General features: G+C 71.0%; 21 protein-coding genes and 1 pseudogene. 12 read left to right on the top strand and 10 right to left on the bottom strand.

Annotation, left to right across the window (positions count from 1 at the left end):
- Positions 1–3: 3 nt before the first annotated feature.
- The 5 genes from ACLU3S_RS20480 to ACLU3S_RS20460 are packed head-to-tail and all read right to left on the bottom strand — an operon-like array spanning position 4 to position 5,719.
- Positions 4–804 (bottom strand): ABC transporter permease, encoded by an 801-nt coding sequence (locus ACLU3S_RS20480; RefSeq protein ID WP_413953355.1) that lies wholly within the window; start codon positions 802–804, stop codon positions 4–6.
- On the bottom strand, positions 805–1,734 hold the full coding sequence (locus ACLU3S_RS20475; RefSeq protein WP_413953354.1) for an ABC transporter permease: 930 nt from the start codon (positions 1,732–1,734) through the stop codon (positions 805–807).
- On the bottom strand, positions 1,734–2,882 hold the full coding sequence (locus ACLU3S_RS20470; protein ID WP_413953353.1) for an ABC transporter ATP-binding protein: 1,149 nt from the start codon (positions 2,880–2,882) through the stop codon (positions 1,734–1,736). Before ACLU3S_RS20470 ends, ACLU3S_RS20475 begins: the two co-directional genes overlap by 1 nt.
- A gap of 5 nt (positions 2,883–2,887) precedes the next feature.
- Positions 2,888–4,135: an ABC transporter substrate-binding protein gene (locus tag ACLU3S_RS20465; protein ID WP_413953352.1), complete on the bottom strand. Its 1,248-nt coding sequence runs from the start codon at positions 4,133–4,135 to the stop codon at positions 2,888–2,890.
- A gap of 48 nt (positions 4,136–4,183) precedes the next feature.
- A complete protein-coding gene (locus tag ACLU3S_RS20460) occupies positions 4,184–5,719 on the bottom strand; it encodes a gamma-aminobutyraldehyde dehydrogenase (RefSeq protein WP_413953351.1) in 1,536 nt (511 codons plus the stop codon).
- A 208-nt stretch (positions 5,720–5,927) separates the two neighbouring features.
- Between ACLU3S_RS20460 and ACLU3S_RS20455 the strand changes: the two genes are divergently transcribed.
- The gene (locus tag ACLU3S_RS20455) at positions 5,928–6,491 is read left to right on the top strand and encodes an NADAR family protein (protein ID WP_413953350.1); all 564 of its coding nucleotides are present in this window, start codon (positions 5,928–5,930) and stop codon (positions 6,489–6,491) included.
- A gap of 415 nt (positions 6,492–6,906) precedes the next feature.
- Here ACLU3S_RS20455 and ACLU3S_RS20450 read toward each other — a convergent pair whose 3' ends face one another.
- The gene (locus tag ACLU3S_RS20450) at positions 6,907–7,671 is read right to left on the bottom strand and encodes a DUF4190 domain-containing protein (RefSeq protein ID WP_413953349.1); all 765 of its coding nucleotides are present in this window, start codon (positions 7,669–7,671) and stop codon (positions 6,907–6,909) included.
- Positions 7,672–8,075: 404 nt separating this feature from the next.
- Between ACLU3S_RS20450 and ACLU3S_RS20445 the strand changes: the two genes are divergently transcribed.
- Both ACLU3S_RS20445 and ACLU3S_RS20440 read left to right on the top strand, forming a co-directional pair.
- Positions 8,076–9,143, top strand: a complete 1,068-nt coding sequence (locus tag ACLU3S_RS20445; protein WP_413953348.1) for an adenosine deaminase — start codon at positions 8,076–8,078, stop codon at positions 9,141–9,143.
- 32 nt (positions 9,144–9,175) lie between these two features.
- A complete protein-coding gene (locus tag ACLU3S_RS20440; RefSeq protein ID WP_413953347.1) occupies positions 9,176–9,865 on the top strand; it encodes a glycerophosphodiester phosphodiesterase in 690 nt (229 codons plus the stop codon).
- A gap of 102 nt (positions 9,866–9,967) precedes the next feature.
- On the opposite strand, the gene ACLU3S_RS20435 is transcribed toward ACLU3S_RS20440, so the two are convergent.
- Complete coding sequence (locus ACLU3S_RS20435; protein ID WP_413953346.1) at positions 9,968–10,492, bottom strand: hypothetical protein; 525 nt, start codon at positions 10,490–10,492, stop codon at positions 9,968–9,970.
- Between the two features lie 197 nt (positions 10,493–10,689).
- Here ACLU3S_RS20435 and ACLU3S_RS20430 point away from each other — a divergent pair, with 197 nt between their 5' ends.
- The 4 genes from ACLU3S_RS20430 to ACLU3S_RS20415 are packed head-to-tail and all read left to right on the top strand — an operon-like array spanning position 10,690 to position 14,868.
- Positions 10,690–11,670 (top strand): GNAT family N-acetyltransferase, encoded by a 981-nt coding sequence (locus ACLU3S_RS20430; protein WP_413953345.1) that lies wholly within the window; start codon positions 10,690–10,692, stop codon positions 11,668–11,670.
- A complete protein-coding gene (locus ACLU3S_RS20425) occupies positions 11,667–13,043 on the top strand; it encodes an ABC transporter substrate-binding protein (RefSeq protein WP_413953344.1) in 1,377 nt (458 codons plus the stop codon). The genes ACLU3S_RS20430 and ACLU3S_RS20425 overlap by 4 nt, the downstream gene beginning before the upstream one ends.
- A complete protein-coding gene (locus ACLU3S_RS20420) occupies positions 13,037–14,002 on the top strand; it encodes a carbohydrate ABC transporter permease (protein ID WP_413953343.1) in 966 nt (321 codons plus the stop codon). The genes ACLU3S_RS20425 and ACLU3S_RS20420 overlap by 7 nt, the downstream gene beginning before the upstream one ends.
- Positions 13,999–14,868, top strand: coding sequence for a carbohydrate ABC transporter permease (locus tag ACLU3S_RS20415; protein WP_413953342.1), 870 nt, complete (start codon positions 13,999–14,001; stop codon positions 14,866–14,868). The genes ACLU3S_RS20420 and ACLU3S_RS20415 overlap by 4 nt, the downstream gene beginning before the upstream one ends.
- Positions 14,869–14,877: 9 nt before the next feature.
- Here the strand turns inward: ACLU3S_RS20415 and ACLU3S_RS20410 are convergent, their stop codons facing one another.
- Positions 14,878–16,053: an ABC transporter permease gene (locus tag ACLU3S_RS20410; RefSeq protein ID WP_413953341.1), complete on the bottom strand. Its 1,176-nt coding sequence runs from the start codon at positions 16,051–16,053 to the stop codon at positions 14,878–14,880.
- Positions 16,054–16,208: 155 nt separating this feature from the next.
- Between ACLU3S_RS20410 and ACLU3S_RS20405 the strand changes: the two genes are divergently transcribed.
- Positions 16,209–16,811, top strand: a complete 603-nt coding sequence (locus tag ACLU3S_RS20405; RefSeq protein ID WP_413953340.1) for a TetR/AcrR family transcriptional regulator — start codon at positions 16,209–16,211, stop codon at positions 16,809–16,811.
- Positions 16,812–16,938: 127 nt separating this feature from the next.
- On the opposite strand, the gene ACLU3S_RS20400 is transcribed toward ACLU3S_RS20405, so the two are convergent.
- Together ACLU3S_RS20400 and ACLU3S_RS20395 are read right to left on the bottom strand one after the other, a co-directional pair.
- Positions 16,939–17,454, bottom strand: coding sequence for an ATP-binding protein (locus ACLU3S_RS20400; RefSeq protein WP_413953339.1), 516 nt, complete (start codon positions 17,452–17,454; stop codon positions 16,939–16,941).
- A gap of 195 nt (positions 17,455–17,649) precedes the next feature.
- Positions 17,650–19,089, bottom strand: a complete 1,440-nt coding sequence (locus ACLU3S_RS20395; protein ID WP_413953338.1) for a gamma-aminobutyraldehyde dehydrogenase — start codon at positions 19,087–19,089, stop codon at positions 17,650–17,652.
- A 206-nt stretch (positions 19,090–19,295) separates the two neighbouring features.
- On the opposite strand from ACLU3S_RS20395, the gene ACLU3S_RS20390 reads away from it, so the two are divergent.
- The 4 genes and pseudogenes from ACLU3S_RS20390 to ACLU3S_RS20375 all read left to right on the top strand — a co-directional run.
- Positions 19,296–19,817 (top strand): Lrp/AsnC family transcriptional regulator, encoded by a 522-nt coding sequence (locus ACLU3S_RS20390; RefSeq protein ID WP_344349260.1) that lies wholly within the window; start codon positions 19,296–19,298, stop codon positions 19,815–19,817.
- A complete protein-coding gene (locus tag ACLU3S_RS20385; RefSeq protein ID WP_413953337.1) occupies positions 19,802–21,184 on the top strand; it encodes an aspartate aminotransferase family protein in 1,383 nt (460 codons plus the stop codon). Before ACLU3S_RS20390 ends, ACLU3S_RS20385 begins: the two co-directional genes overlap by 16 nt.
- 212 nt (positions 21,185–21,396) lie before the next feature.
- Entirely contained in the window at positions 21,397–22,137 is a 741-nt protein-coding gene (locus ACLU3S_RS20380; protein WP_413953336.1) for an ABC transporter ATP-binding protein, read from the top strand.
- Positions 22,119–22,673, top strand: a pseudogene (locus tag ACLU3S_RS20375) (hypothetical protein); the annotation flags it as partial. The gene ACLU3S_RS20380 and the pseudogene ACLU3S_RS20375, both read left to right, overlap by 19 nt.

Raw genomic sequence — 22,673 nt, 5'->3', positions numbered from 1 at the left:
AACTCAGGCCTTCTGGTTGTTACGACGGTTGGTGACGAGCATCGAGGCCAGCGTGACGAGGACCGCGACGAGGAACATGGCCGTGCCGATCACGTTGATCTGCACGGGCGTGCCGCGCTGCGCCGAGCCCCACACGAACATGGGGAAGGTGACCGTCGAGCCCGCGTTGAAGTTGGTGATGATGAAGTCGTCGAAGGAGAGCGCGAAGGACAGCAGCGCGCCCGCCGCGATGCCGGGCGCAGCGATCGGCAGGGTCACCCGCAGGAAGGTCTGCACGGGGCCGGCGTACAGGTCCCGGGCGGCCTCCTCCAGGCGCGGGTCCATCGACATCACGCGCGCCTTGACGGCCGTGACGACGAAGCTGAGGCAGAACATGATGTGCGCGATCAGGATCGTCCAGAAGCCCAGCTGCGCGCCCATGTTGAGGAACAGGGTGAGCAGCGAGGCCGCCATGACGACCTCGGGCATCGCCATCGGCAGGAAGATCAGCGAGTTGACGGCGCCGCGCGCGCGGAAGCGGTAGCGGACCAGCGCGAAGGCGATCATCGTGCCGAGGATCGTGGCGCCGATCGTCGCCCAGACCGCGATCTGGAGGCTGATGGACAGCGAGCCGCACATGTCGGCGACGCCGCACGGGTTCTTCCAGGCGTCCACGGAGAACCGCTGCCACTCGTAGTTGAAGCGTCCCTTCGGCTTGTTGAAGGAGAACACCGTCACGATGACGTTGGGCAGCAGCAGGTAGGCGAGCGTCAGGATGCCCGCCATGACGACGAGATGGCGCTTGAGCCAGTTGACGAAGGGCATTTAGACCAGATCCTCCGTCCCGGACCGGCGGATGTAGATCGTGACCATGGCCAGGATCGCGGCCATGAGGATGAAGGAGAGGGCCGCCGCCGTCGGATAGTCCAGAATGCGCAGGAACTGCGTCTGGATGACGTTTCCGATCATGCGGGTGTCGGTGGAGCCGAGCAGTTCGGCGTTGACGTAGTCGCCGGCCGCGGGGATGAACGTCAGCAGCGTGCCGGAGACCACGCCCGGCATCGACAGCGGGAACGTCACCTTGCGGAAGGTGGTCCACGGCCTGGCGTACAGGTCGCCGGCCGCCTCGTGCAGCCGCGGGTCGATCCGCTCCAGCGAGGTGTACAGCGGCAGGATCATGAACGGCAGGAAGTTGTACGTCAGTCCGCACACCACCGCGAGCGGGGTGGCGAGGACGCGGTCGCCGGCCGTCCAGCCCAGCCAGTTGGTGAGGCCCAGGATGTGCAGCGAGTTCAGCGCGTGCACGACCGGGCCGTTGTCGGCGAGGATCGTCTTCCAGGCCAGGGTGCGGATCAGGAAGCTGGTGAAGAACGGCGCGATGACCAGGATCATGATCAGGTTCCGCCAGCGGCCCGCGCGGAAGGCGATCAGGTAGGCCAGCGGGTAGCCCAGCAGCAGGCACAGAACCGTCGCGGCGGCCGCGTAGAAGACGGAACGCAGGAACTGCGGCCAGTACTCGGACAGGGCGTCCCAGTACGTCGCGAAGTGCCAGGTGACCTTGTAGCCCTCCTCCAGGGAGCCCTGCTGCACGGAGGTGGAGGCCTGGTAGATCATCGGAAGCGCGAAGAAGACGATCAGCCACAGGATGCCGGGCAGCAGCAGCCAGTACGGCGTGAACCGGCCGCGCTTGCGCGGGGGCCTGGCCTTCGGCTCGGCGGGGGCGAGTGGCGGGGGCGCCTCGGTGAGCGTCGTCATCAGGCGGCTACCTCTTCCTCGGTGCCCGCGTCGATGTCCTGGGCCGCGTCCAGACCGAAGGTGTGCGCCGGGCTCCAGTGCAGGACGACGTCGGCGCCGGGCACCAGCCGGCCGTCCCGCTCGACGTTCTGCACGTACACCGACAGTTCGTCGCAGACCGGGCTGTCGATGACGTACTGCGTGGAGACGCCGATGAAACTGGCGTCGGCGATCTTGCCGGTGAGGCGGTTGCGGCCCTCGGGTATCGAGCCGGCGTCGTCGGCGTGGGTGAGGGAGATCTTCTCCGGGCGGATGCCGACCAGCACCTTGCCGCCGGCCGTCGTGGGCGCCGAACACCGCGACGCGGGCAGCACGAGCTTGCCGCCGCCCGCCTTGAGCACGATGTCGTCGCCGCTCGTGGTGTCGACCTCGGCCTCGATGAGGTTGGAGGTGCCGAGGAAGTTGGCGACGAAGGTGGTCCGCGGGTTCTCGTAGAGGTCCGTCGGCGCACCGAGTTGCTCGACGCCGCCCGCGTTCATCACGGCGACCGTGTCGGCCATGGTCATGGCCTCCTCCTGGTCGTGCGTGACGTGGATGAAGGTGATGCCGACCTCGGTCTGGATGCGCTTGAGCTCCAGCTGCATCTGGCGGCGGAGCTTCAGGTCGAGGGCGCCGAGCGGCTCGTCGAGCAGCAGGACCTTCGGGTGGTTGATCAACGCGCGGGCGACGGCGACACGCTGCTGCTGGCCGCCGGAGAGCTGGTGCGGCTTCTTGCGCGCCTGCTCGCCGAGCTGGACCAGCTCCAGCATCTCCTCGACCTGCTTCTTCACGCTCTTGATGCCGCGTCGGCGCAGACCGAAGGCGACGTTCTCGAAGATGTCGAGGTGCGGGAAGAGCGCGTAGGACTGGAACACCGTGTTCACCGGCCGTTTGTACGGCGGCAGGTGCGTGACGTCCTGCTCGCCGAGGTGCACGGTGCCGGAGGAAGGTTCCTCCAGGCCGGCGATCATGCGCAGGGTGGTGGTCTTGCCGCAGCCGGAGGCGCCGAGCAGGGCGAAGAAGGAGCCCTGCGGCACGGTCAGGTCGAGCGGCCGCACGGCGGTGAAGCCGTTGGCGTAGGTCTTGCTGATACCGGAGAGGCGGACATCGCCGCTGTTGTCCCTGGTCATCGTCGTCACGCCCCTGTGAGCTTGGAGAACTTCTGCTGGTAGGCCGTCTCTTCCTTCTGCGTCAGGGCGCGGAAGGCATGGGACTTCGCCTGCATGGCCTTGTCGGGAACGATCAGCGGGTTGCTCGCCGCCGACTTGTCGAGCTTGGCGAGGTACGGCCGGACTCCCGCGACGGGGCTCACGTAGTTGACGTAGGCGGCGAGTTCGGCGGCCGGCTCGGGCTGGTAGTAGAAGTCGATGAGCCGCTCGGCGTTCGTCTTGTGACGCGCCCTGTTGGGGATCATCATGTTGTCGGTCGAGGTCATGTAGCCGCTGTCGGGGATGACGTAGCCGACGTCCGGGTTGTCCGCCTGGAGTTGGACGATGTCGCCGCCCCAGGCGACGCAGGCGGCCAGGTCGCCCTTGGTGAGGTCGGACGTGTAGTCGTTGCCGGTGAAGCGGCGGATCTGGCCCTTGTCGACGGCCTTCTGAAGGCGGGCGATCACCGCGTCGAAGTCGTCGTCGGTGAACTTCGCCGGGTCCTTGCCCATGTCGAGCATGGTCATGCCGATGGTGTCGCGCATCTCGGTCAGGAAGCCGACGCGCCCCTTGAGCTTCGGGTTGTCCAGCAGGTCGGAGACCGACTTCACCTCGACGCCGTCGAGCGCCTTCTTGTTGAAGGCGACGACGGTGGACACGCCCTGCCAGGGGTACGAGTAGGCGCGGCCCGGGTCCCAGTCGGGGGCACGGAACTGGTCCGACAGGTTGGCGAAGGCGTGCGGCAGGTTGGACGGGTCCAGTTTCTGGACGTAGCCGAGGCGGATCATCCGGGCGGCGAGCCAGTCGGTGAGGACGATCAGGTCGCGCCCGGTGTCGTGGCCGGCGGCGAGCTCCGGCTGGATCTTGCCGAAGAACTCGTCGTTGTCGTTGATGTCCTCGGTGTACTTGACCCGGATGCCGGTCTGCTTGGCGAAGGCGTCCAGGGTGGGGTGCCGCTTGGTCTTGTCGTCGACGTCGAGGTACTCGGGCCAGTTGGAGAAGTTGACGATCTTCTCCTGGGCCGAGTGGTCGTCGGCGGACACGCCGCCCTGCGACTTGCTCGCCGCGGGGATGCCGCAGGCGCTCAGCGCCCCGAGTCCGCCGACCGTCAGCGCGCCGCCTGCGGAGGCGCGCAGCAGCGAACGGCGGGTCATGGCCGCCCGGCCGTTGCGCAGACTGCGCCGCACGGCGGCCGTTTCGACCGGGGTCAGGCGGTGGGGCTCGTACTGCTCCATGCGCGTGGTGCCCTTTCGGAGGGTGGGGCTGGTCGGTGCCCGGGTGGTCTATCGGTCCCCGAAGATGGTGCGGTGCCAGTCCTTGCGAGCCACCGCGGTGTTGTCGAACATTACGTGCTTGACCTGCGTGTATTCCTCGAATGAGTAGGCGGACATGTCCTTGCCGAAGCCGGAGGCCCGGTAGCCGCCGTGCGGCATCTCGCTGATGATCGGAATGTGGTCGTTGATCCACACGCAGCCCGCCTTGATCTCGCGCGTGGCGCGGTTCGCGCGGTAGACGTTGCTGCTCCACGCGGATGCGGCGAGGCCGTACGGAGTGTCGTTGGCCAGTTGGATCCCCTCGTCGTCGCTGTCGAAGGGCAGCACGACCAGGACCGGGCCGAAGATCTCCGACTGGACGATCTCGCTGTCCTGCGCGGCGTCGGCGATCAGGGTCGGCCGGTAGTAGGCGCCCTTTTCCAGGTCGCCCTTCGGGGCCTCACCGCCGGTCACCACGCGCGCGTAGGCTCGCGCTCGCTCCACGAAGGCGGCGACCCGGTCGCGCTGGGCGTGCGAGACGAGCGGGCCGAGGTCGGTGCCGGGCGCGAAGGGGTCGCCCAGCCGCACCGTCTCCATGAGCGCGGCGGTCTGCTCGACGAAGGCCTCGTACAGCGGCCGCTGCACGTACGCGCGCGTGGCGGCCGTGCAGTCCTGCCCGGTGTTGATGAGCGCGCCCGCGACGGCGCCGTGCACGGCGGCCTCGAGGTCGGCGTCGTCGAAGACGACGAACGGCGCCTTGCCGCCCAGTTCCAGGTGCAGCCGCTTGACGGTGGCCGCGGCGAGTTCGGCGACGCGCCTGCCGACGGCCGTGGACCCGGTGAAGGAGGTCATGGCCACGTCCGGGTGGCCGACCAGGTGCTCGCCCGCCTCCCGGCCGGTCCCGGTGACGATGTTGATCACGCCGTCCGGGATGCCCGCGTCGGTGGCGGCCTGCGCGAAGAGCAGGGAGGTCAGCGGGGTGAGCTCGGCCGGCTTCAGCACGATGGTGTTGCCCGCGGCGACCGCCGGGAGGACTTTCCAGGCGGCCATCTGCAGGGGGTAGTTCCAGGGCGCGATGGACCCGACGACACCGATCGGCTCGCGGCGGACGTACGACGTGTGGTCGCCCGAGTACTCACCGGCCGACTGGCCCTGCAAATGCCGGGCCGCTCCCGCGAAGAAGGAGATGTTGTCGATGGTCCCCGGGACGTCGAACTCGCGGGTGAGCTTCAGCGGCTTGCCGCACTGCAGGGACTCGGCGCGGGCGAACTCCTCGGCGCGGTCGGCGAGCACGGCGGCGAACCGGTGCAGGGCGTCCGAGCGCTCGCCCGGCGTGGCCGAGGCCCAGCCCGGGAAGGCGGCGCGCGCGGCGGCGACGGCCGCGTCGACGTCCTCGGCGCCGGCCAGGTCGTAGGTGTACACGCCCTCGCCGCTCGCGGGGTCGACCACGGTGTGCGTCCGCCCCGACGTGCCCTTGGCCGGCCGGCCGGCGATGAACTGCGCGCCCTCCGCGAACAGTTCCGGCGCGGGAAATCGTTCCGGGGTGGCGGTGCCCGGGTTCTGCATGTCGCTCTCCTCCGCCGTGCGCCCCGTCCGGGGGGCGGGTGGCGTAGCTCCAGCTCGATTTGAGTGCCGATCCTGACAGAGCACACGGGCTCCAACAAGTGATTCCGTTGTTGCCTTTTGATTACGCGACGGAATCTGTCGACCAGGTGTCGAGTCGGGATGAAAAAGGGCGGACGGAGTGTCAGTGGTGCGTGCCACACTCGCGTGCATGCAAAGGATCGACGGGGTGGAAGCGCTGATCAGGGAGGTTCGGGCGGGGTCCCGGGTCAGGTACCTGCACTTCTGGGGGCACCGGCCGCGGCCGGACGGGAGCATCGGCGCGAGTTGTCTCAGCCAGTGGTGGCCGTCGCCCTTCGTGGTGGACGGCGTCTCGTACGCGACGGCCGAGCACTGGATGATGGCGGGCAAGGCCCGGCTGTTCGGCGACGCGGAGGCGGAGCGCCGGGTGCTGGCCGCGGAGCATCCCGCCGAGGCGAAGAAGGCGGGGCGGCTGGTCCGCGGGTTCGACGGGGCGATATGGGAGCGGGAGCGCTTCCGGATCGTCGTCGGGGGCAGCGTGCACAAGTTCGCCGCGCACGACGATCTCAGGGCGTTCCTGCTGAACACCGGCGACCGCGTCCTGGTCGAGGCGAGCCCCGTGGACCGCGTCTGGGGCATCGGCCTCGCCGCCGGCGACGAGGCGGCCCGTGACCCCGAACGCTGGCGGGGCCCCAACCTCCTGGGCTTCGCCCTGATGGAGGCGCGCGAGCGGCTGGCGGGCTCCGGAGCGTAGACCCTGCGGGGCCTCGGCGCGTAGGTCCTGGCGGGCCTTGACGGTCCCCAGCCTGCCGGGGCCTGGCCTCTGCCTGCCGGCCTCTGTGACCCCGCGGGTGCTCTACGAGCTGACTCCTTCGGGGTCTGGGACTGCTGGCCCCGGCGGCATCGACCCCCCGACCCCTTGAGGTACCCCGACCAGCGGTTGTGTCCATGGAGACGGTGTACGGGTTCGACCTGATCCGGGTCTGCCCCTGCACGCTCTCGCGGAAGGCAACCTCGCCGCGGCGAGTCCCGATCTGCTGCGCGCGATGGTCAAGACGTTCGGGCTGCCGGCCCCGAGGGGCAACGGCCGGCCGGCCCTCGGGGCGGCGGCTCGGCCCGCCGGCTTCCCTCCGGGCCTCGATCCGGTGACCCCGTGACCAGGCGGGCGGTCAGTGTTCGGTGGCCACCGTTGCCGAGAGGGTGTGGAAGGACCCGGAGTACCGGTCGGGGTCGGACTTGTCGTGCTTGATGGCGAAGCTGATGGCGAACACCATCAGCACCATCACGGCGATGCCGACGATGATGCCGATGACTCCCATGATCAGTCCGGCCTGGGCCTGGCCGTGGTTCGTGGCCTCCCCGCGCTGGGCCCGCTGACGGCCCTTGATCCCGAAGATCACGGCGAGGACGCCGCACACCAGCGAGACCACGCCGTACATACAGAACAGGCAGATGGAGAGGATGCCGAGCACCAGCGCCGCGATGCCCATGCCGTTCCGCGGAGCCGCCGGCATCCCGGGCCAGCCGTGGCCCACCGGGTAGCTGGGGTAGCCGTAGCCGCCGGGCGCGGGCGCGGCGGGTATGCCGGGGCCGGAGGGCGCGATCGGCGGAGGCGGTACCGGTCCGGACCCGGCCGGCCCGGTACCGGGCGCACCGAAACCGGGCGCACCGGGCGGCGGGAAGCCGGGCGCGCCCGGGGAGGGCGCGCCGGGTGGCGGGAAGCCGTCGGCCGGCGCGGAGATGACGGTGGCCTGGTCATGGACGGACGGTGGCTGCGGCGCGGCCGGCGCCTGATCCGCGCCGGGCTGCGGGTTCTTCTCCAGCGACATCCGGCGCTCGGGCGGCGCCCACGGGTCGTGGCCCCCTCCGGCCGCCCCACTCGACTGCGATCCGTCCGTCACGTGCGCATCCCCCTCGATCGTTTGTGCCGCCATGCTAAGGCCTCACCTGCACAGCACCACCGGGCGGTCCACCGTCCCCCGGCCGACCCGTCCCCCTTCCTACCCGGAGGCCGCGCGGCCACCCGGCGCCCCCTCGCCCGGCTCCTCCCCCTCGGCGGGCCTTCACCCAGGGCCCCTCCCGACCGGCAGCCGCCTCCCGCCCGGCAACCGCCTCTCTCCGCGGCCCTCTCTCCCCACGGCCCCCTCTCCCCGCAGCCGCCTCTCCCCACGGCCCCCTCTCCCCGCAGCCGCCTCTCCCCGCGGCGCCCTCCCGCCCAGCGGCTCCTCCCCCGGCCCGGTGGCCGAGCGGCGCCGCCTACGATGTCGGTACCACGATCAGCCGATCACCTGCGCCGCGCCCCGAGGGGCCCGTCGGCGCCCTTCCCGGGGAGGATCCCTTGACCGACCGTTCCGTACCCGCCGCCGGCACGGCCGACCGCGACCTGCGGACCTTCATCGCCGGGCTGCCCAAGGCCGAGCTGCACGTCCACCACGTCGGTTCCGCCTCCCCCCGCATCGTCGCGGAGCTGGCCGCCCGCCACCCCGACTCCAAGGTGCCCAGCGACCCCGAGGCCCTGGTCGACTACTTCACGTTCACCGACTTCGCTCACTTCATCGACGTGTACCTGTCCGTCGTCGACCTGATCCGCACCCCGGAGGACGTCCGGCTGCTCACCTACGAGGTGGCCCGCGACCTGGCCCGGCAGCAGGTGCGGTACGCCGAGCTGACCATCACCCCGTTCTCCTCCACCCGGCGCGGCATCGACGAACTGGCCTTCATGGCCGCGATCGAGGACGCCCGCAAGACGGCCGAGGCCGACTTCGGCACCGTGCTGCGCTGGTGCTTCGACATCCCCGGCGAGGCGGGGCTGGAGTCCGCCGAGGAGACCGCCCGGCTCGCCACGGACGACCGGATACGCCCGGAGGGCCTGGTGTCGTTCGGGCTCGGCGGGCCGGAGATCGGCGTGCCCCGCCCGCAGTTCAAGCCGTACTTCGACCGGGCCATCGCCGCCGGTCTGCACTCCGTCCCGCACGCTGGGGAGACCACCGGCCCGCAGACGGTCTGGGACGCGCTGCACGACCTGCGCGCCGAGCGCATCGGGCACGGCACCAGCTCCGCGCAGGACCCGAAGCTGCTCGCGCACCTCGCCGAGCGGCGCATCCCGCTGGAGGTCTGCCCGACCTCCAACATCGCCACCCGCGCGGTGACCACCCTGGACGAGCACCCGATCAAGGAGTTCGCGAGCGCCGGCGTGCTGATCACCATCAACTCCGACGACCCGCCGATGTTCGGCACCGACCTCAACAACGAGTACGCGGTCGCCGCCCGGCTCCTCGACCTGGACGAACGCGGCCTCGCCGACCTCGCCAGGAACGCGGTGGAGGCGTCCTTCCTGGACGCGGTGGGCAAGGCGCGGATCACGGCGGAGATCGACCGGTACACCGCCGCCTGGCTCGCGTCCTGAACCACTCGCGCCGGCCCACCACAATGGGGGCCATGCAGACCGTGACCGCCGTGGCTCACCGCGGCGACCCCTACCGCCACCGCGAGAACACCGTCGACTCGCTGCGTTCCGCGCTCGACCGGGGCGCGGACGCGGTCGAGATCGACGTCCGGCTCACCCGTGACGGCGTGCCCGTGCTGCTGCACGACGACACGCTCCAGCGGCTGTGGGACCTGGACCGGCCGCTGAGCGCCCTGTCCGCCGAGGAGGTGCGCGCTCTCACCGGGGGCCGGGTGCCGACGCTGGCGGAGGCCCTGGCCGCGACCGGCGACAGCCGGGTGATGGTGGACCTGTGCGGACCGGTCGACCGGCGGACGGTGGGCCGGGTCCTGGACGTCGTCCGGCAGAGCGGGGCCGGGGACCGGGTGTACTACAGCGCGCACGCCGAGGCCGTGCTCGCCGTCCGCGCCGCCGACCCGGCCGCCGAGATCGCGCTGACCTGGACGACCCTGGCCCCGCCCCGGCCGGCCCTGCTGGCCGCGATCCGGCCCCGCTGGCTCAACTACCGCTTCTCCCTGGTGAGCCCGGAGCTGGCGGCCCGCGTCCACCGCGACGGCCACCTCCTGTCCGTCTGGACCCCGGACACCCGCCGCGCCATGCGCCGCCTGCTGGACCTGGGCGTCGACTCGATCACGACCAACCGCATCGACGTCCTGCACGCCCTGCGCAACGGCGCCTACTAGCCGGCGGCGCGTTCCCGTGCCGGCGGGAGGGGCGTGCCCGCAGCCGCGCCGTCGGCCGCGCGAACTCGTCCTGCGGATGCGGACGTTGCCCCTCCCCCTCGCTCAGGCGGGCACTGCCGCCGTGGCGTCGGGCGCGCCGAGCGCCTCCAGGCGCTTGATCTTCCTGCGTACGACGTGGAGCGGGACGATTCCGAAGACCCCGAAGGACATGTCGACCAGGCTCCACCAGAAGGGGATCCCGCGGATCGGCCCGCAGGCGAGGGCCAGCGGGATGATGCCGACGCAGGCGATCATCGCGAACTCGACCACCCAGATGTTGCGCACCGGGTCGCGGTACGGGCCGTAGAACGCGACCGCGATGACGAGATGGGCGAAGGCCAGCCAGTCCGTGCCGTAGAGGACGAACGGGTATGCGGCGTCGACCGTGTCGAGTCCGTTCCGCACCCGCGTGATCCAGGCCATCAGCCCCGGCAGGTGGTCCGGCACGGACAGCGCGCGCAACGCGCTCTCGGTCCAGTGCAGTTCGTGCACCAGGGGAAACGCGGTGGCCCCGCTGAGCACGAGGCACACGACGAAGAAGGCAAGCCAGACGCGAATGCCCTTGAGCAGGGCGGCTCTGTCGCTCATGGCAGGAGCGTACGCCTTCAATTGAACATGTTCAAAAGTGCGGCTGGCGGCAATCTCACCGGCCCGCGGCGCGCACCACTGGCGGGTAATTGCACAATTCCAGGACATACCAGTAAGTTTCCAGCCACCGCTGGGCCGGTGCCCCATCCCGTGCAGCCCGTGCTCGGGACAGGTCGGGGAGGAGGACGACCCCGTCGATGACCGATCGCACGACGAGCTGCCGGGCCGGGACGCGTGGCTTTCGCGCGGGCGACGGGCCGGAGTTGGTGGCGGCGTGGCGCCGGAGCGCGCCGGCCGACCCCATCACCCCGGACCGCTTCCGCACCCTGGTGCTGCTCGACCCCAACTTCGATCCGGAGGGCCTGCGGGTCGCCGTCGACGGCGGCCGTGTCGTCGGCGCGGCCTACGCGGTGCGCCGCCTGACGCCGATGACCGGCGCCGACCTGGAGCCGGAGCAGGGCTGGATCCCGTTCTTCTTCGTCGACCCGGCCGCCCGCGGGCGGGGCCTGGGCCGCCGGTTGCTGACGGACGCCCTGGACTGGCTGCACGGCCACGGCCGTACCCGGGTGGACTTCTCGTCGTACACCCCGAACTACATCCTCCCGGGCCTGGACGCCGAGGCGTACCCGGAAGCCGCCGCGCTGCTCGAGTCTTTCGGCTTTCGCACGCTGTACGAGGCGGCGGCTATGGACCGCGGCCTGGTCGGCTACCGCCTCCCGGAGGACGCCGCACGCCGCCTGGACGAACTGACGGCGCAGGGCTGGCGGTTCGCCACTCCGGCCGACGACGACCTGGTGGACCTGGTCGCGCTCGCCGGGAACCACTTCAGCCCGGACTGGGCCCGCGCGATCCGCGAGTGCCTGGCCGCGGGCACGCCGCTCGACCGGATCGTCGTCGCCCGGGACCCTTCGGACCGCCTGGCCGGCTGGGCGATGCACGGCGCGTACGAGTCGGCGGCCGAGCGGTTCGGCCCCTTCGGCGTGCTGGAGGAGGCGCGGGGCACCGGACTCGGCAAGGTCCTGCTGCACCTGGTCCTGGAGCGGATGCGGGCGCGGGGGGCGCACTCCGCGTGGTTCCTGTGGACCGGCGAGCAATCCCCGGCCGGGCATCTGTACCGCACGGCCGGCTTCCGCACGACCCGGGTGTTCCGCGTGCTGCGCCGGGAGGCCGCCGGATGACGCCGTCGCACCGCAGCGCCGGCGGGGTTCCCCGCCCACCTGTCCCCCGCGCCGCCGGCCTGAGCCGCCGCCGCCTCGCGCTGGCGCTCCCCTCGGCGCTGCTCGTCGCCGGTTGCGCCGCGCCCCGCCAGGGCACCGGGCGGCCCGGGGATCCGGTCGTCCTCACCCTGCTCTCCCACTACGCGAGCGGGGAGCTCAAGGACGCCCTGCAGGGCCCGGTCGACGAGTGGAACGCCACGCACGACCGGGTCAAGGTGCGCACCAAGGCCGTCGAGTTCACGGACCTGCTGACCACGTTCATGGTGCGGCAGGCCGCGGGCCAGGGCGCCGACATCCTCCACCCGTACTGCCTGTGGAACGGGCAGCTGGTCCAGGCCGGCGTCCTGCGGCCCGCCCCGCCGGAGCACGCCGAGGAGATCAGGCGCGGCTACAGCGCGGCCGCGGTCGGCTCCTCCTCGGTCGGGGGCACCGTCTACGGCTACCCCACCGAGGTGCAGACGTACGCCCTCTACTACAACAAGCGGCTGCTGCGCGAGGCCGGCGTCGACGGACCTCCGCGTACCTGGCGGGAGCTGGAGGAGGCGGCGTACCGCACCACCCGGCGGGACCGGTACGGCAACACGCTGGTGCAGGGGTTCGGGCTGTCGACCTACGACGACTCCACCACCGTCGGCCAGACCCTGGCCCTGCTCAGCGCCGCCGGCGGACGGTTCGTCTCGGCGGACGGCAGGAGGACCGCCATCGACTCGCCGGCCGGCCGGGCCGTGTTCGACCTGGAGCACCGTCTCGTCGCACAGGGCGCGAGCGACCCCGGCGTCAACGTCTACCAGGCCTTTCCGTCCGGGCGGGTGGCCATGGTGATCAGCGCCGGGTGGTGGACCGGGAGCCTGAAGCCCCTGATGGGCGGCGCGTACGGCGAGGTCGGCGTCGCGCCCGTGCCCCTCCCCGAGGCGAACGGGCGGCGCGCCACCCTCTGTACCGGTTTCATGCTCGGCGTCAACACGGCCAGCCGGTACCCGCGCGAGGCCTGGGAGTTCCTGCGCTGGCTCAACGCCGAGAAGGTGGGCGTGAAGGGCTCCGGGAAGGGGGCGACGGCGACCCGGATGAGCTCTCTGCAGGTGTCGGCCGGCTCTCTGACCGGCCGCGCCGACGACATGCGCATGCTCCTCGGCGAGGGCGGCGATCCGAACCTGCGGCCGTTCCTGGACGCGTTGACGTACGCGGTGCCGGAGCCGAACGTGCCGGGCGCACAGCAGGCCAAGTCGCTGCTGCGCAAGAACATCGAGGCGCTGTGGACCGGTCAGCAGTCGGTCGACGAGGCCCTGCGCACCACCCGCCGCCAGGTCGATCAGGAGGTGTCCCGCGCATGGTGAACACCCTGGTGCCGGAGGCGGGCGAGCGGCCGCGCAGCCCCCGGCCCGCCGGGCCCGCCGCCGACGGCCCCGGCCCGGGCCGGCACCGGCGCCGCCAGACGGTCGTCGCCTACCTCTTCCTGGCGCCGACGCTGCTGTTCTTCGCCGTCTTCCTGGTCCTGCCGCTCGGCTTCGCGCTGCTGCTGTCGATGTCCCACTGGACGGGGTTCAGGCTCGGCGACATCGATCCCATCGGCCTGGACAACTTCACCGCCCTGTTCGCGGACGGATCGACCTTCCTGGCGCCGGTCCTGACCAACACGCTGCTGTTCGCCCTGGGCACCGTGGCCCTCGCGCTGGCCGGCTCCGTGCTGGTCGCCACCTGCATCGACAAGCTGCGCCTCCAGGGTCTGTGGCGCACCTTCTACTTCCTGCCGATCGTCACGACCGTCGTCGCCGTCGGCAACGTGTGGAAGTACATGTACGAACCGGGCGGCCTGGTCAACGGCGTCCTCAACGCCCTCGGGCTCGGCTCGGTGGCCTTCCTGCAGGACCCGCACACCGCGCTGCCCGCGGTCGTGATCGTCCAGGCCTGGGCCTCGGTCGGCTCGGCGATCCTCATCCTGACCGCCGGGCTGAAGTCCATCCCGCAGTCGTACTACGAGGCCGCCGCGCTCGACGGCGCCGGGCCCGTCACCGTCTTCCGGAGGATCACTCTGCCGCTGCTGCGGCCGTCCCTGCTGTTCGTGTGCATCACCCAGTTCCTCACCGGGCTGCAGTCCTTCGCGCTGATCATCGTGATGACCAAGGGCGGGCCGGGCGACGCGACCAATGTCGCCGCGCTGGAGATGTACCGCCAGGCGTTCAGCTACGGCGACTGGGGTACCGCGAGCGCCGCCGCGTTCGTGCTGTTCGTGGTGGTTCTCTCGGTCACCCTGGTGCAGTTGTGGATCTTCCGGCGCACGGGGGAGGACGCATGAGCCGCCGCCGTTTCCCGTGGCTGTCGTACCTGGTGGTGGTGGTCGGCGCCGTGCTCACGGTCGTGCCGTTCCTGGACATGGTGATGACGTCCTTCAAGGGGCCCGGCGAGGCGGGCACGCTGCCGTACCGGTTCCTGCCCAAGGCGTTCGACCTGTCCAACTACCGGGCGGCGATCGAGCAGCTCGATCTGCCGGTGCTGTTCCGCAACAGCGTCGTCGCCACCGCCGTGATCACCGGTTCGGTCCTGCTCACGTCCTCCCTCGCCGGCTATGCGCTCGCCAAACTCCGCTTCCCCGGCCGGGAGTTCGTCTTCCGTCTGGTGCTGTCGACGATGATGTTCCCGCCGTTCCTGTTCTTCGTCCCGCACTTCCTGATCCTGGTGCACTGGCCGCTCGCCGGCGGCAACGACCTGCTCGGGCGCGGCGGCGCGGGCCTGACCGTCAGCATCGTGGCGCTCGCCATGCCGTTCCTCGTCAACGGCTTCGGGATCTTCCTGATGCGCCAGTTCATGGTCTCGATCCCGGACGAGGTCCTGGAGGCCGCGCGCATCGACGGGGCCGGCGAGTTCGCCGTGTGGTGGCGGATCGTGCTGCCGCAGACCAAGCCGGTCCTGGTCACGCTGGGCCTGCTGACCTTCGTCGACGCCTGGAACGAGTACATCTGGGCGCTGCTGGTCTCCACCGCCGACCCGGACGTGATGACCCTGCCGGTCGGCATCCAGCTCCTGCAGGACTACGTCGACCCCTCCCGCACGATGCCGGTCGTCATGGCGGGCCTCGTCCTGAGCGTCCTGCCGGTCCTGACCTTGTTCCTGCTGCTCCAGAAGTACTACATCCGGGGCGTCATGCTCAGCGGCCTCAAGTAGGACGACGCGTCACGCGCCCGCGGCGTGCCGGGCGTGCGCGGGCGCGTGCGTCCCGATGGGTGCAGGCGAAGACGCGGGGGCGAACTCCGCGGGGAACGGCGGCACCTGGGGCGTCGCGACGCCGTTCGCCGGACCCTCCGCACCCGCCGTCACGCTCTCGCTGGCGACGGGGCCCTTGGCGACGGAGGACACACGGTGCCCGAACAGGACGGCTGCCAGTCCCAGCACGCTCCAGAGGGTGAGGACGGCGATGTGGCCCGCGCTGTCATTGCCGTTGAAGTAGGCCGTGCCGCGCACGAGGCTCGCGCCGGCGCCCGGCGGCAGCCACTGGCCGATGTCGTCAACCGCCTTGGGCAGCAGCTCCGGTGCGGATGTGCTGCCGGAGAACGGATTGCCGACGAAGACCATGAGCGCCGCGCTCAGCCCGAGCCCCGCCGAACCCACGAGCGCGACCACCCCGGCAGTGCTGGCGCTGATGGCGAGAACGGTGAGTGCCAAGGCAGCCCAGGTCGCCAGATGTTCGTTCGGCAGCGCACCGAGGAAGCCCTCGGCGACCGCGTAGACCCCGAGCGCTGCCGCCGCGCTCATCACGATCAGGGCCATGAGTCGCGCCACGGGTCGCAGGCTCAGTGACATCGCGACGACCAGGGCGATCATGATGCTGCAGATCGTCATCGGCAGCAGCGCCGAACTGAAGACCACGCCCCGGGGGTCGTCCGCCGAGATCCGGACGACATCCACGGTCCGCACTCGCATCCGCGCCGGCCTTTCGGCGCGGACCTTGCCGCCCCTGGAGTGAGCGGGCGTGCCCTGGGCGGATGCGGCAGCACGCTCCGCGGCCGCCTCGGACGCACGGGTGGCCAGGTGCCGGCCCGCCTCGCCCAGCAACTGGGCGACGGCCGGGCTCGCGGCGGTGGCCTCCAGCACGGTGAGACTGCCGGGGGTGACGACGAAGGCGCCGTAGACGTCCCGCTTCCTGACAGCGGACCGCGCCGACGCCTCGTCGGGGTAGAGACGGAAGTCGAAGCCGCCCGGCTCGCTGTGCGCCAGGCCCTCGACCGCGCTCTGACTCGCCGTACTCGTGCCCACGATCCCCACGGGCAGGTCACGCGGCGCCATGCGCGCCGCAGGCCACGCGTAGGCCATCACTCCCAGCGAGATCACCAGTGGCAGTGCCAGCGCCATGATGGCCACACGACGCCATGACTCGTTTCCCGCCAACGGGGTCCTCACGGTCCTGCCTCCCAAAAACGAATGTTCGTTCTTCAAAAGCCCACCCTGCTAGGCTCGCCGTCGAAGAGTCAAGACGAACATTCATTTTTCTTCGGAGAGGATGCCCCGTGCCGAAGGTGTCCCAGGAGTACATGGACGCTCGCCGTACCCAGATTCTGGATGCGGCCCGACGCTGCTTCCTCCGCGACGGCTTTCACTCGACGTCGATGCAGGACCTGTTCGCGGAGTCCGGGCTCTCCGCGGGCGCGGTCTACCGGCACTTCGCGAGCAAGGACGAGATGATCCTGGCCATCGTCGAAGAGAACATGCGTGAGGTCCTGACGCTGGTCCACACCGTCGCCACGACTCGGCCCAGGGGTTCCGTAGGGGCGGTGCTCGCCGAGGTGCTCGACCTCGTGTCGGCCCGGGCCGCGGAACACGACGTCGCCCGGCTGGCCGTGCTGGCCTGGTCCGAGGCCCTGCGAAACCCCACGCTGGCCAGGCAGTTCAGCACCCTGCTGACCCAGATGCGCTCCGACCTCGCGGAGGTCGTGCGAGGGCACCAGGAAAGGGGCGCACTGCCCAAGGAGGTGACCGCCGACTCGATCGCCGGTGCGCTGTTCTGCCTCCTCCCCGGCTACATCCTCCAGGTGGCCATGCTCGACCCCGCCCTCGTGGAGGGGGTCGCCGACGCGGTACGGGCGCTGTGGCCCGATCCGGCCACACCCTGACCGGCTCCGTCGCCGGTCGAGCCGGACCGGCCACCCGGCGGCTCGCGGCCCGCTCGGCATGCCGTCCCGCCCGCCGGTATCGACGCTGCCCGGCGCCCGACAGCCTGTCGATCCGGGGGTCGCTCGCTCAGGCGGGGATGGCCGGCGGGAGGTCGGCGGTGACGGTGGCACCCTGCGGTGTGGTGCGGAGGGTGAGGGTGCCGCCGATCTGCTCGACGCGTTCGTGCATGGACTGGATGCCCACGCCGGGCGTCCACGGCTCGGTGCAGCGGCCGGTGTCCGCGACGGTCACGGTCAGCGACCCGGCGTCGCGCAGGGCCAGGGTGAGCCTGACCGTGGCGCCGTCGGAGTGCCGGGCGATGTTGGTCACCGCCTCCACCGCGACCCGGTACGCGGCGACCTCCACGGCCGCGGGGAGCGGGGGCAGCCGGACCGGAGCGTCGATGGTGAGGTCCAGTGGCCGGCCGTCGGCGGCGCGCAGCTGGGTGACGCGCCGGCGGACGCGCAGCGCCTCTTCGCCGGTCGCCGCCTCCGCCACCACCTCCACGCCGTCCAGCGAGGCCAGCAGGGCCGCCATGCCGCGCCGTACGACGGGATGGTCGTCGGCGACAAGTACCCGGATCGGCCCGGTGGTGGGACGCATGTCCCGATGATGGCCGACACCGGTTCCCGGCGGGGGGCTTTGTCACCCGGGACGTACGGGAAATCCTCCCGGGCCTCCGGGCCGCACCGCACCGGACGCGAGCGCCCGCCACTCGGGTACCCGGCCACCACCAGGGGGAACAGCGCGGCCCCGGACGGGGAGGTGAACCCGTCCGGGGCCGCGCGCCGGGGCGTGTCAGCCGTCCAGCGAGGTCATCACGTGCTTGATCCGCGTGTAGTCCTCAAAGCCGTACGCCGACAGGTCCTTGCCGTAGCCGGACTTCTTGAAGCCGCCGTGGGGCATCTCGGCGACCAGCGGGATGTGGGTGTTGATCCACACGCAGCCGAAGTCGAGCTTCTTGGACATGCGCATCGCGCGGGCGTGGTCCTTGGTCCACACCGAGGAGGCGAGGGCGTACTCGACGCCGTTGGCCCACTCGACGGCCTGGTCCTCGTCCGAGAAGGACTGGACGGTGATGACCGGGCCGAAGACCTCGTTCTGGATGATCTCGTCGTCCTGCTTCAGGCCGGACACGACGGTCGGGGCGTAGAAGTAGCCCTGGTCGCCGACCTGGTGGCCGCCCGTCTCGACCTTGGCGTGGGCCGGCAGGCGGTCGATGAAGCCCGCGACCTGCTTGAGCTGGTTCGGGTTGTTCAGCGGACCGAAGAGCACGTCCTCGTCGTCCGGCAGGCCGGTCTTCGTCTCCGACGCGGCCTTGGCGAGCGCGGCCACGAACTCGTCGTGGATGGACTCCTGGACGAGGACGCGGGTGGCGGCCGTGCAGTCCTGGCCGGCGTTGAAGAAGCCCGCCACCGAGATGTCCTCGACGGCCTTGGGGATGTCGGTGTCCTCGAAGACGACGACCGGGGCCTTGCCGCCCAGTTCGAGGTGGACCCGCTTGACGTCCTTGGCGGCGGACTCGGCCACCGACATGCCCGCACGGACGGACCCGGTGATGGAGGCCATCGCCGGGGTCGGGTGCTCGACCATCATGCGGCCGGTGTCGCGGTCGCCGCAGATGACGTTGAAGACGCCCTTGGGCAGGATGCCGCCGAGGATCTCGGCGATCAGGACGGTGGAGGCCGGGGTGGTGTCCGACGGCTTGAGGACCACGGTGTTGCCCGCCGCGATCGCCGGGGCGAACTTCCACACGGCCATCATCATCGGGTAGTTCCACGGCGCGACCTGGGCGCATACGCCGACCGGCTCGCGGCGGATGATCGACGTCATGCCCTCCATGTACTCGCCGGCCGAGCGGCCCTCGAGCATGCGCGCCGCACCCGCGAAGAAGCGGATCTGGTCGACCATCGGCGGGATCTCCTCGGAGCGGGTGAGCCCGACCGGCTTGCCCGTGTTCTCCACCTCGGCCGCGATCAGGTCCTCGGCGCGCTCCTCGAACGCGTCGGCGATCTTCAGGAGGGCCTTCTGTCGCTCGGCCGGCGTCGCGTCGCGCCAGGCCGGGAAGGCGCGGGCGGCGGCCTCCATGGCGGCGTCCACGTCCGCCTGCCCGGACAGCGGCGCGGTCGCGTACGCCTCGCCCGTCGCGGGGTTGACCACCTCGGTGGTCCGTCCGTCCGCGGCGTCCCGGAACTCACCGTCGATGTAGTTGCGCAGACGACGCAGCTCGGTGCTCACTGCCGGCCTCCTGATCTGGTTCGAGGGTTCACGCTGCCCAGCCCGTCCACCCGGGTCCGGCTGTCCGGTAGCTGAGACACCCCACCCTAATCGGCGCACCGACGTTTTCAACACCCCCGTCGCAGCGCGTTCTGCGAAATCCGCACGGTTCGAAGTCTCAGACAACGGATTTCATTGATCAGGCCTTGCGAAACTGTCGAGACGTCGTGCACAGTGAGGTCGTGGCCAGTCGAAGCGCAGACCAGAGGGACTCCCCCCGCGAGTCCAGGAACGGCAACAGTCCCCAGCTGGACGCCGTCTCCCTCGCCATCATTCAGCAGCTCCAGGAGGACGGCCGCAGGCCGTACGCCGCGATCGGCAAGGCCGTCGGCCTGTCCGAGGCGGCCGTGCGCCAGCGCGTCCAGAAGCTGCTGGACCAGGGCGTGATGCAGATCGTCGCCGTCACGGACCCGCTCACCGTGGGCTTCCGCAGGCAGGCGATGGTCGGGATCAACGTCGAGGGCGATGTCGAGTCCATCGCGGACGCGCTGACCGCCATGTCGGAAGTCGAGTACGTGGTGATGACCGCGGGCTCGTTCGACATCCTCGCCGAGATCGTCTGCGAGGACGACGACCACCTGCTGGACGTCATCAACAAACGCATCCGGGCGCTTCCCGGCGTGCGCTCCACCGAGAGCTTCGTCTACCTGAAGCTGAAGAAGCAGACCTACATGTGGGGAACCCGATAACCGTGACCCAGAAGGACCTCAGCCGCACCGCGTACGACCACCTGTGGATGCACTTCACCCGCATGTCCTCGTACGAGAACTCTCCCGTGCCGACCATCGTCCGGGGCGAGGGCACCTACATCTACGACGACAAGGGCAAGCGCTACCTGGACGGTCTCGCCGGTCTGTTCGTGGTCCAGGCCGGTCACGGCCGCACGGAACTCGCCGAGACCGCCTTCAAGCAGGCCCAGGAGCTGGCGTTCTTCCCGGTGTGGTCCTACGCCCACCCGAAGGCCGTCGAGCTGGCCGAGCGCCTCGCCGGCCACGCGCCGGGCGACCTGAACAAGGTCTTCTTCACCACCGGCGGCGGCGAGGCCGTCGAGACCGCCTGGAAGCTCGCCAAGCAGTACTTCAAGCTGACCGGCAAGCCGACCAAGCACAAGGTCATCTCGCGTGCGGTCGCCTACCACGGCACGCCGCAGGGCGCCCTGTCGATCACCGGCCTGCCCGGCCTGAAGGCCCCCTTCGAGCCCCTGGTCCCCGGTGCGCACAAGGTGCCGAACACCAACATCTACCGCGCCCCGCTCTTCGGCGACGACCCGGTCGCCTTCGGCCGCTGGGCCGCCGACCAGATCGAGCAGCAGATCCTCTTCGAGGGCCCGGACACCGTCGCGGCCGTCTTCCTGGAGCCGGTGCAGAACGCCGGCGGCTGCTTCCCGCCGCCCCCCGGCTACTTCCAGCGGGTGCGCGAGATCTGCGACAAGTACGACGTCCTGCTCGTGTCGGACGAGGTCATCTGCGCCTTCGGCCGCCTGGGCACGATGTTCGCCTGCGACAAGTTCGACTACGTCCCGGACATGATCACCTGCGCCAAGGGCATGACCTCGGGCTACTCCCCGATCGGCGCCTGCATCATCTCCGACCGCCTGGCCGAGCCGTTCTACAAGGGCGACAACACCTTCCTGCACGGCTACACCTTCGGCGGCCACCCGGTGTCGGCCGCGGTGGGCCTCGCCAACCTCGACCTGTTCGAGCGCGAGAAGCTCAACCAGCACGTGCTCGACAACGAGTCGGCGTTCCTGTCGACCCTGCAGAAGCTGCACGACCTGCCGATCGTCGGCGACGTCCGCGGCAACGGCTTCTTCTACGGCATCGAGCTGGTGAAGGACAAGAACACCAAGGAGTCGTTCAACGAGGAGGAGACCGAGCGCGTCCTGTACGGCTTCCTCTCCAAGGCCCTGTTCGACAACGGCCTGTACTGCCGCGCCGACGACCGCGGCGACCCGGTCGTCCAGCTCGCCCCGCCGCTGATCTCCAACCAGGAGACCTTCGACGAGATCGAGCAGATCCTGCGCGCCACCCTCACGGAGGCGTGGACCAAGCTGTAAGCCTCCCCCGCGAGGTCTGATCATCCGACTGGCTGATCAATACCGGCCCCGGTGCCGTCCGTTCGAGTGAGAACTGCGGCCCGGGGCCGTGTGCTGTCCGGCACTCCCCGCGGCGGCTGCCTAGCGTTCCCGTGACCGATCAGCCCAGCCTTCGTTCCCCCGTACGGAGGAACAGGCGCCGGGAAAACGGATCAGAACCGAGGTGTACGCCCATGGAGGCCCCGCCGGACAACGACGTGCTCTGGGCACGCTCCCTGCACTTCATCCACCCCGACGGATCGCCCGGACTCGCCGGAATCTCGCTCGCCGTGCGGGAGGGCGAGATCCTCGCCGTCAGCGGCCCGCGCGGCAGCGGCAAGACGACCCTGCTCCGGTGCCTGTCCGGCCAGGTGCCGGTGCGGCACGGCGAGGTGTGGTTCAACAGCACGCCCCTGCACACCCTCGGCCCGATGCGCCGGGAGCGGCTGCGCCGGGAACGGTTCGGCTGGATCGACCCCGAGCCGATGCTGGTCCCGGAGCTGAGCGTCTGGGAGAACGCCGCGCTTCCGCTGATGCTGCGCGGCACCGGCCGCCGCCGCGCCAAGACCGCCGCGCTGGAGTGGCTGGAGCGGCTCGACGTCGGCGGGCTGTCGCGCAGGCGCCCGCACCGGCTGCAGCAGGCCGAGCGGCAGCGCGTGGCGATCGCCCGGGCGCTGGCCACGGCCCCCACGGTGCTCTTCGCCGACGAGCCGACGGCCCCGCTGCACCGCGCCGACCGCGGACACGTCCTGCGCACCCTGACCACGGCCGCCCGCTCGCACGGCATCACCGTGGTCCTCGCCACGCACGACCCCGACACCGCCGCCCTCGCGGACCGCACGGTGCCCCTGCTGGACGGCCGGCACGTGCGGACCGTGCACCTGCCGGAGGCCCCCGATCCGGAAGGCCGGGCGGCGTGCTCGCTCTCCGTCTGACCCGCGCGGCCCGGCCCGCCGTGCAGCTGCGCCGCCTGCTGGTGGCCGCGGCCTCGGCGGGCACCGGGTTCCTGCTCCTCTCCTGCCTCGGCTACGCCCTGAACCGCCCCGAGGCCGCGGGGGCCGGCGCGCTGCGCCTGGCCTGGTGTGCGGTGCCGGCCGCGGCCACGGTGTACTTCGCGCTCGCGGTCGCCCGCACCGACCCGCACGCCCGCCCGCGCCCCGGCCTGAGCGCGATCGGCCTCGGCCCGGCCCGCCTGATGGCGATGGCGGCGCTGACCACGGCGCTCTCCTCCACCGCGGGCTCGCTGCTGGCCCTGCTGCTCTTCCTCCGCCTCCGCAACAACCCCGCCGGCACGCCCTTCGGCAGCGACGCGGCGGACTTCCTGGCCGCCGGCAGGCCACTGCCCCTTCCGGCGGCCCTGACCCTGCTGGCCCTGCTCCCGGCCCTCGCCACGGCCACGGTGACCCTGGCCCTGCGCCCGAGGGACCCGCGCCACCGACGTGCCGTACGCGCCGAACCGGCCGTATCCGCG

The organism is Streptomyces sp. AF1A, from assembly GCF_047340315.1.
Lineage (GTDB): Bacteria > Actinomycetota > Actinomycetes > Streptomycetales > Streptomycetaceae > Streptomyces.
This window is presented reverse-complemented; position numbering and strand designations above follow the sequence as displayed.

What these genes read in the sequence shown, in the direction of transcription:
- ACLU3S_RS20480 (WP_413953355.1), bottom strand. Translation starts at nt 804, where the DNA reads ATGCCCTTCGTCAACTGGCTCAAGCGCCATCTCGTCGTCATGGCGGGC.
- ACLU3S_RS20475 (WP_413953354.1), bottom strand. Translation starts at nt 1,734, where the DNA reads ATGACGACGCTCACCGAGGCGCCCCCGCCACTCGCCCCCGCCGAGCCG.
- ACLU3S_RS20470 (WP_413953353.1), bottom strand. Translation starts at nt 2,882, where the DNA reads ATGACCAGGGACAACAGCGGCGATGTCCGCCTCTCCGGTATCAGCAAG.
- ACLU3S_RS20465 (WP_413953352.1), bottom strand. Translation starts at nt 4,135, where the DNA reads ATGGAGCAGTACGAGCCCCACCGCCTGACCCCGGTCGAAACGGCCGCC.
- ACLU3S_RS20460 (WP_413953351.1), bottom strand. Translation starts at nt 5,719, where the DNA reads ATGCAGAACCCGGGCACCGCCACCCCGGAACGATTTCCCGCGCCGGAA.
- ACLU3S_RS20455 (WP_413953350.1), top strand. Translation starts at nt 5,928, where the DNA reads ATGCAAAGGATCGACGGGGTGGAAGCGCTGATCAGGGAGGTTCGGGCG.
- ACLU3S_RS20450 (WP_413953349.1), bottom strand. Translation starts at nt 7,671, where the DNA reads ATGGCGGCACAAACGATCGAGGGGGATGCGCACGTGACGGACGGATCG.
- ACLU3S_RS20440 (WP_413953347.1), top strand. Translation starts at nt 9,176, where the DNA reads ATGCAGACCGTGACCGCCGTGGCTCACCGCGGCGACCCCTACCGCCAC.
- ACLU3S_RS20435 (WP_413953346.1), bottom strand. Translation starts at nt 10,492, where the DNA reads ATGAGCGACAGAGCCGCCCTGCTCAAGGGCATTCGCGTCTGGCTTGCC.
- ACLU3S_RS20430 (WP_413953345.1), top strand. Translation starts at nt 10,690, where the DNA reads ATGACCGATCGCACGACGAGCTGCCGGGCCGGGACGCGTGGCTTTCGC.
- ACLU3S_RS20425 (WP_413953344.1), top strand. Translation starts at nt 11,667, where the DNA reads ATGACGCCGTCGCACCGCAGCGCCGGCGGGGTTCCCCGCCCACCTGTC.
- ACLU3S_RS20420 (WP_413953343.1), top strand. Translation starts at nt 13,037, where the DNA reads ATGGTGAACACCCTGGTGCCGGAGGCGGGCGAGCGGCCGCGCAGCCCC.
- ACLU3S_RS20415 (WP_413953342.1), top strand. Translation starts at nt 13,999, where the DNA reads ATGAGCCGCCGCCGTTTCCCGTGGCTGTCGTACCTGGTGGTGGTGGTC.
- ACLU3S_RS20410 (WP_413953341.1), bottom strand. Translation starts at nt 16,053, where the DNA reads ATGGCGCTGGCACTGCCACTGGTGATCTCGCTGGGAGTGATGGCCTAC.
- ACLU3S_RS20400 (WP_413953339.1), bottom strand. Translation starts at nt 17,454, where the DNA reads ATGCGTCCCACCACCGGGCCGATCCGGGTACTTGTCGCCGACGACCAT.
- ACLU3S_RS20380 (WP_413953336.1), top strand. Translation starts at nt 21,397, where the DNA reads ATGGAGGCCCCGCCGGACAACGACGTGCTCTGGGCACGCTCCCTGCAC.